Raw genomic sequence first — 7,560 nt, 5'->3', positions numbered from 1 at the left:
CATTTAAAGAAAGCGTAATAGCTCACTAGTCGAGTCGGCCTGCGCGGAAGATGTAACGGGGCTAAGCAATTCACCGAAGCTACGGGTGTACACGATAACGTGTACGCGGTAGAGGAGCGTTCTGTAAGCCGTTGAAGGTGAAGGGGTAACCCACACTGGAGGTATCAGAAGTGCGAATGCTGACATGAGTAACGATAAAGGGGGTGAAAAACCCCCTCGCCGAAAGACCAAGGGTTCCTGTCCAACGTTAATCGGGGCAGGGTGAGTCGACCCCTAAGGCGAGGCCGAAAGGCGTAGTCGATGGGAAACGGGTTAATATTCCCGTACTTCTGCTAACTGCGATGGAGAGACGGAGAAGGCTAGGCCAGCACGGCGTTGGTTGTCCGTGTTTAAGGTGGTAGGTAGTGTGCTTAGGCAAATCCGGGCACATATATACCGAGAGCTGATGACGAGTCACTACGGTGACGAAGTGGTTGATGCCATGCTTCCAGGAAAATCTTCTAAGCTTCAGGTTAGCAGGAATCGTACCCCAAACCGACACAGGTGGTCGGGTAGAGAATACCAAGGCGCTTGAGAGAACTCGGCTGAAGGAACTAGGCAAAATGGTACCGTAACTTCGGGAGAAGGTACGCTGCTGTTGGTGACGGGACTTGCTCCCCGAGCTGACGGCAGTCGCAGATACCAGGTGGCTGCAACTGTTTATCAAAAACACAGCACTGTGCAAACTCGCAAGAGGAAGTATACGGTGTGACGCCTGCCCGGTGCCGGAAGGTTAATTGATTGGGTTATCGCAAGAGAAGCTCATGATCGAAGCCCCGGTAAACGGCGGCCGTAACTATAACGGTCCTAAGGTAGCGAAATTCCTTGTCGGGTAAGTTCCGACCTGCACGAATGGCGTAATGATGGCCACGCTGTCTCCAGCCGAGACTCAGTGAAGTTGAAATTGCGGTGAAGATGCCGTATACCCGCGGCTAGACGGAAAGACCCCGTGAACCTTTACTATAGCTTGGCACTGAACATTGACCCTACATGTGTAGGATAGGTGGGAGACTTTGAAGCGGGAACGCCAGTTCTCGTGGAGTCAACCTTGAAATACCACCCTTGTAGTGTTGGTGTTCTAACCTCGGTCCATGAATCTGGACTAGGGACAGTGCCTGGTGGGTAGTTTGACTGGGGCGGTCTCCTCCCAAAGAGTAACGGAGGAGCACGAAGGTTGGCTAAACACGGTCGGACATCGTGTGGTTAGTGTAATGGCACAAGCCAGCTTAACTGCGAGACAGACACGTCGAGCAGGTACGAAAGTAGGTCATAGTGATCCGGTGGTTCTGCATGGAAGGGCCATCGCTCAACGGATAAAAGGTACTCCGGGGATAACAGGCTGATACCGCCCAAGAGTTCATATCGACGGCGGTGTTTGGCACCTCGATGTCGGCTCATCACATCCTGGGGCTGAAGTCGGTCCCAAGGGTATGGCTGTTCGCCATTTAAAGTGGTACGCGAGCTGGGTTCAGAACGTCGTGAGACAGTTCGGTCCCTATCTGCCGTGGGCGTTGGAAGATTGAGGGGGGTTGCTCCTAGTACGAGAGGACCGGAGTGAACGAACCGCTGGTGTTCGGGTTGTCATGCCAATGGCATTGCCCGGTAGCTACGTTCGGAATCGATAACCGCTGAAAGCATCTAAGCGGGAAGCGAGCCCCAAGATGAGTCTTCCCTTGGACCTTGAGTCCACTGAAGAGCCGTCCGAGACCAGGACGTTGATAGGCAGGGTGTGTAAGCGTTGTGAGGCGTTGAGCTAACCTGTACTAATGACTCGTGCGGCTTAACCATACAACCCAGATGGGTTTCAGATGGTGTAGATAGTCTTGAAGAGACCAGACTTGATTGAAGTGATAACTCAAACAGCTTTCTAAATTGCATGTTCTTGCTGAGAAGCGGGGGCATAACGAATTTGTCTGGTGACAATAGCGCTCTGGTCCCACCTGATCCCATTCCGAACTCAGTAGTGAAACGGAGCAGCGCCGATGGTAGTGTGGGGTCTCCCCATGTGAGAGTAGGTCATTGCCAGACGCCTAATTTGGGCCTAGCCCAAAGGAGCGGTAGTTCAGTTGGTTAGAATACCGGCCTGTCACGCCGGGGGTCGCGGGTTCGAGTCCCGTCCGCTCCGCCAACTTACACAGAGCCTCGCTGGAAATAGCGGGGCTTTTTGTATTTAACGCTCCTGAAAGTGCTGCGCACTTTGTCGCGGGCGGCCCAGTCCAACAGCGTCCCTGCTTAAAAGCCCAGTTCGGCATCCATGCCTCTCGCTCGTAAGCACATCGCTTCGCGATACTCGCCCGCCAACTAAAGACGAAAGCCTCTGCATGCTCTTGTACACAAGAATGCAGAGGCTTTTTCGTTATGGCGCCTTTCTGATTTTTCCCGTATAGCTCCCTTCCAGTCCTTCGACACCTCTGTTTGTCTGATTTTGTGTTCCGTCATCCGTCGTGCGCGGTTTGAATGTTACACTCGGGTTTTATTGAATATTTGCCGGGATAAGACAGTGGATCAGGAATATAGAAACGAACTGGTGAATTGGCTGACATCGATGGGACTGCGGCCAGAGGACTCGCAGGGGATCTCTATGATTGCCATGTTGGGGGTATCCCTCATTATTGCTGCAATTGCGTATCTGATAATTCGTCGTGGCGTAGTGAAGGCCATGAACCTGGTCATCCAGCGTTCCAGTGTGACCTGGGATGATGTGTTCATGAAGTACAAGGTACTGGAAAAGCTGTCCATGCTGGTACCTGCCATGGTGCTGGATTTATTGCTGCCCATCGTGTTGGCTGAGCACAAACTGGCGGCGAATCTGGCCGATCGGCTTATCAATGTCGCCCTGGTGATACTGCTCATCAGGGCGATTTACTCGGCGCTGGACGCAGTGAACGAAATCGCAGAAATCCGGGATGTGAGCCGTCGTTTACCGGTAAAAAGTGTGGTGCAGCTGATAAAGCTGTTCCTGTTCTTTGTTGGGGTGATTATCGGCATTTCGGTGCTGGCCGATCAGTCTCCGGTCATCTTCCTTTCTGGTTTGGGTGTGGCAACCGGTCTGGTGATGTTGGTGTTCAAGGACACCATCCTGGGCTTTGTGGCGGGTATACAGCTTGCCGCCAACCGTATGGTGAGCAAGGGTGACTGGATCCAGATGGACAAGTACGGCGCCGACGGTGCGGTGGAAGAAGTATCACTCACTACGGTGAAGGTGCGTAACTGGGACAATACCCTGACCATGATCCCTGCCTATGCTCTGGTCTCAGACGCCTTCCGTAACTGGCGAGGTATGTCTGAGTCAGGGGGGCGTCGTATCAAGCGGGCACTGAATCTCGACATCAACAGCATACGTTTTCTGACCGAGGAAGACAGGGTTCGACTGTCACGCATCAATTATCTGAAAGATTATTTGCCCCGTAAGATAATTGAAGTCACAGAAGCCAATGCGGGGATTGCCGATATCGACGTGCCTGTAAACGGCAGACGCCTGACCAATGTGGGCACCTTCCGGGCTTATTTAACTGAATATTTGCGTCATCACGACAAGGTGCACAAGGATATGACTTTGATGGTACGCCAGCTGGCGCCCACCACAGAAGGTCTGCCATTGGAGCTTTATATCTTCACCAACGACACCCGCTGGGTGGTTTATGAGGGCATCCAGGCAGACATTTTTGACCATATCTTTGCGATTCTGCCGGAGTTTGGTTTGACGGCATTCCAAAATCCCACCGGGGAAGATATTCGCAGTTTGCGGCCGGTTAATTCTTGATAGCCAGCAGGGCGGCGAGGCTGACAAAGACGCCGCCACTGGTTCTGTCGAACCAATGCAGACGATGGCTGGCACTCAGTTTGGGTGCCAGCAAGCTGGCAAGACTGGCGTAAATCATCACAAAACTGAAGTCCACTATCGCCCAGCTTCCCGCCAGTATCGCCAGCTGTGGCCCCTGAGGGGCACCAACATCGATAAACTGCGGAAACAGCGCAGCGAAAAACAGCAGGTCTTTGGGATTGCTTATTCCCACCAGAAACGCCTGTCGAAACAGATCCCTTCCCCGCCCCTTTCCTTTTGGAGACTCAAGCCTGAAATCGCTTGGTTGCGGCTTGGTCAGCAGCAGTCTTATTCCCAGATACAAGAGGTAAGTGGCACCGCACCATTTGAGCAGCACAAAACCGTATTCGGTCGCGGCCAGCAGTGCGCCCAGCCCCGCCGCAGATGCCAACATCAGACACAGGGCGGCCAATACACTGCCCAGTGCTGTGGCGAGAGCGCGCCTTTTACCAAAGTGCATGCCGTGGGACATGGACAGCATAGCCATGGGACCCGGGGAAATGGCAATCAGCACAATGGCGGCAAGGTAGAGTAGAAAGGTATCCAGACTCATGGGATTGTATACAAAAAAGCGGTTGGCCGAACTATAGCCAGTTCGGCCACCGCAGGCAAAGGCTATTTACCGCCCTGGTCCTTTTCTGAGGGCATATAATCCGGAATCTGTTTGGGAAAGCGGCCCTTGATGCCACGATAAAATGCGATGATGGCATCCATATCGGCCTGCATATCGCCTGTGGTAGCTCTGGCCGGCCCCAGCACGACCGTACACTCGGCAAAATCCAGCCCCACGGTGACGATAGGCACCTTGGCCTTGACGGCAATATGGTAAAAACCGGTCTTCCAGCGGCTCACCTTACTGCGGGTACCCTCAGGTGCCAGTGCCAGTTTAAAGTTCTTGTCTTCTTCAAACAGGGCGCTTACCGCATCCACCAGGTTGTTGTTTTTGCGTCTGTCCACCGGACTGCCGCCGATGGCGCGGAAAAACCAGCCCCAGGGTGGAATGAACAGCTGATGTTTACCCAAAAAGTGAATGCGCTCGCCCAGGGCACCGCGGGCCATTACGCCCACGATAAAGTCCCAGTTACTGGTGTGTGGCGCAACGGTGATGATGTAACTGGGCAGGGCGGGTAGCTCACCCTCGAAGCGCCAGCCGGTGAGTTTCATCAGCAAGCGGCAAAAAGCATTAAACATGATGTGAGTTCTTGTTGTTGGTTTTCAAAGATTTTAGCGTTAATCAGCGTTCGCTGCCTATGGTAAAGCGATCTGTGCCCAGAATTCGCCCTTTGCCATCGTACCTCACCTCGGTGAATTTCTGCTTACCTGCATTATCGACGAGCAGCAGGCTGGTTGAGCGGGTGCCGTATTCCTCATGGCGGATGTAGATGGATGACAGGCGCCGCTCCCATTCGAGGCTGACTCCGGTCTGTGGCAGGTTGCTGTCGTCGGGTTTGGATTCGTCCCTCATCATCTCCAGCAGCAGAGCTTCATCCGGTTTCCCCGGTTTGGCGGACAGGGTTTCCAGCGCCCGCTGTCCGCTGGACATCTTGGGCCAGATATCGTCCATGGCGCCATTGCTGATGGCGTGACAGCCGGGCGCCAACTCGGTCAGTTCCTGCTTCAGACTGTTGAAACAATAGAAACGCTGACCTTGGCCAAAGACCAGGTTGAACGGATTGTAATTGGCCGAATGGGCCATCAGCCAGGGGGCAAAATTGTTGGGGTCTTGCAGGTATCTGGGGATGAGTTCGCCCCGACTGGCACTGTTGTCGCTGTGGTGCTGAGGGCTGCGAATATTGGTTAGTGCGGCCATCCTTCCTTGCCTGTGGGTGCCAAGCCAGGTACCGCCAGCCAATAAGTCCTGACCGGCCAGAATCTGATTATCGGAAGCCCAAAAGTGTGCCGGTGCCGTGGGTCTGTGGTGAAATTCATCCCGGTTGGCGCAGAGGATCAACGGGTAATCGGGGTTTACCCCAAGGGCCATAAAAAGAATGCACATAGGCAATGATGGTTAGTCGATGATTTCAGTCAGCCTACCCAGCATTGCCCTCTTTGAACAGTCTTTTCAGTGTCTGTGATGGTGATGCCCGTGTGGATGATGATGGGCTTTGGCCTCGCGTCCATGCCACAAACGACGCAAAAATTTACGCGGGCCAAGGCGCATCAGGCTGGCGGCAAACAGCAGTGCCAGCAGTGCCATGGCGACCCATTCCACATCGTGTGGCAGATGGAAGAGCGGCGATGCCTCTGGTGCCAATGTTGCGCCGACAACCAGAAGAGCGCCAAGCAGTGCCAGCGCACCCACCTTAATGGGAAGCGACATCACAGACAGTTGTCGCAGGCTTAACCAAGGCGCTGCAAGCAAGGCGAGTAATACAGCCGGTGCTGACCAGCCACTGAATGCCAGCGACATGGCAAGGACAGCGCCTCCCAAATTACAAAAACGCATGGGCAAGAGCACCACGACCAGAACAGCTGCCTGCAGCCAGGGATTGGCAAGAGGAACAGATGGATGACCGATAAGATTGGCGAGCACCAGGCTCAGCAGCACCCAGGGGGCACTGCGGTCAACCAAATGGCTGAATCCAAACGCCAACGCCTTATTAGGGGTTTTCCCATGGGGATCAACAGGCTTAACCTCTGCCGTGCTGAACACAGCGCCGAGCAGCAATAACCCCACGGCCTGGGCCAGTGCATATACAGGGCCAAGCATCCAGGCTGTCACCACCAGGGCTTCGGGCCCGGCGAGGCGTTGCAGCCAGGCCATGGCGGTATTTGACGTGCCCGGCTGTATGCCGAATCGAAACCTGAGTGCGGCAACGGCGTACGCCAATAAGATTGCCGGTGAAAGCTGCATCAACCAATGCAGCAGTTGGTCACTGCCATGATGCTCGTGGTCGTGGCCGCCATCGGCTACCGCCAGCAGTACAAACAGCAGTGCCATGCCCAGCAGGCTGCCAATACCGGCCTGGTATTCGTGGCGATTGTCATCGTTTGATGACTCACCATGGGGTTGATGCAACACCACGTGCAATATGGAGCCGGTAACAAAGGCTTGCAGATAAACGGTGTTTTCGAGACTCAGTTGCTCGATGATATGGGCGCCGCCAAAGTATCCCAGCGCGGTCAGCAGCATCATGCAAAGCAGTATGGCCAGGGTCCAGCGGGCGCCTATTTGCGGCTTGAGCAGCCACCAGATTGCCAGTCCCACAGGTAGCCGGTGCAATACCACGCCCAGGGCCAGCAACGCTGTGCCATTCCCCTGACTTGCCAACACCATGGCGCCGCCATCTGTGATGGTGTGCAGCATCAGGCCACCGATGCCCAGCACCAGGGTCAGGTTATGGGTCAATTCGGAATAGCGATGAAATAATTTTTCACTGGCTGTGGGCCCCCAAAGGCCCAGTACCACAAACAGCAGTGACAACACGCCACCGTGTGCCAGCAGCTCGGGCAAAATGTGGATAAGCACCAGGCCGCCGAGAGAAACAAAGATAAAGCCGTCCAGCCCCTTCTGCAGCCCATTGCCGTTGGCAATCAGGCGATAACACAGAGGGCCCAGGAGAAGGGCGATGCAGCTGGCAAGCAGATAGAACATGGGTTTCCGGTGCGGTGTGAAAAACGCTGTAGTATACCAGTTGTGCCGTAAATGAGCAGTGTTCTGTCAGTAATTTACCATCTGCTTCACAATGGTCGGTGAG

5 protein-coding genes, 1 tRNA gene and 2 rRNA genes (1 of these 8 running past the window's edge) are annotated in these 7,560 nt (G+C 54.4%); 4 read left to right on the top strand and 4 right to left on the bottom strand.

The window, feature by feature from the left end:
• From K0H79_RS19075 to K0H79_RS19060, 4 genes are all read left to right on the top strand, one after another.
• Positions 1–1,827: ribosomal RNA gene (locus K0H79_RS19075) — 23S ribosomal RNA — on the top strand (it extends 1,067 nt beyond the left edge of the window).
• Positions 1,828–1,951: 124 nt separating this feature from the next.
• Positions 1,952–2,067: ribosomal RNA gene (rrf, locus tag K0H79_RS19070) — 5S ribosomal RNA — on the top strand.
• A gap of 23 nt (positions 2,068–2,090) precedes the next feature.
• Positions 2,091–2,167: transfer RNA gene (locus tag K0H79_RS19065), tRNA-Asp, on the top strand.
• 372 nt (positions 2,168–2,539) lie between these two features.
• Positions 2,540–3,802: a mechanosensitive ion channel family protein gene (locus K0H79_RS19060; protein ID WP_220076890.1), complete on the top strand. Its 1,263-nt coding sequence runs from the start codon at positions 2,540–2,542 to the stop codon at positions 3,800–3,802.
• On the opposite strand, the gene K0H79_RS19055 is transcribed toward K0H79_RS19060, so the two are convergent.
• The 4 genes from K0H79_RS19055 to K0H79_RS19040 form a co-directional block, all read right to left on the bottom strand.
• Entirely contained in the window at positions 3,792–4,415 is a 624-nt protein-coding gene (locus tag K0H79_RS19055) for a LysE family translocator (RefSeq protein WP_220066179.1), read from the bottom strand. The genes K0H79_RS19060 and K0H79_RS19055 overlap by 11 nt on opposite strands.
• Before the next feature lie 62 nt (positions 4,416–4,477).
• The gene (locus K0H79_RS19050; RefSeq protein WP_220076889.1) at positions 4,478–5,053 is read right to left on the bottom strand and encodes a lysophospholipid acyltransferase family protein; all 576 of its coding nucleotides are present in this window, start codon (positions 5,051–5,053) and stop codon (positions 4,478–4,480) included.
• Between the two features lie 43 nt (positions 5,054–5,096).
• Complete coding sequence (locus tag K0H79_RS19045) at positions 5,097–5,858, bottom strand: NRDE family protein (RefSeq protein ID WP_220076888.1); 762 nt, start codon at positions 5,856–5,858, stop codon at positions 5,097–5,099.
• Positions 5,859–5,924: 66 nt separating this feature from the next.
• On the bottom strand, positions 5,925–7,457 hold the full coding sequence (locus K0H79_RS19040) for a metal transporter (RefSeq protein WP_220076887.1): 1,533 nt from the start codon (positions 7,455–7,457) through the stop codon (positions 5,925–5,927).
• Positions 7,458–7,560 lie beyond the last annotated feature (103 nt).

The sequence above is a fragment of the Shewanella sp. FJAT-52076 genome, assembly GCF_019457455.1.
Classification (GTDB): domain Bacteria; phylum Pseudomonadota; class Gammaproteobacteria; order Enterobacterales; family Shewanellaceae; genus Shewanella; species Shewanella zhangzhouensis.
This window is presented reverse-complemented; position numbering and strand designations above follow the sequence as displayed.

Excerpts from the sequence above, each read along its gene's own strand:
- K0H79_RS19040 (WP_220076887.1), bottom strand. The coding sequence starts at position 7,457 with ATGTTCTATCTGCTTGCCAGCTGCATCGCCCTTCTCCTGGGCCCTCTG.
- K0H79_RS19045 (WP_220076888.1), bottom strand. The coding sequence starts at position 5,858 with ATGTGCATTCTTTTTATGGCCCTTGGGGTAAACCCCGATTACCCGTTG.
- K0H79_RS19055 (WP_220066179.1), bottom strand. The coding sequence starts at position 4,415 with ATGAGTCTGGATACCTTTCTACTCTACCTTGCCGCCATTGTGCTGATT.
- K0H79_RS19050 (WP_220076889.1), bottom strand. The coding sequence starts at position 5,053 with ATGTTTAATGCTTTTTGCCGCTTGCTGATGAAACTCACCGGCTGGCGC.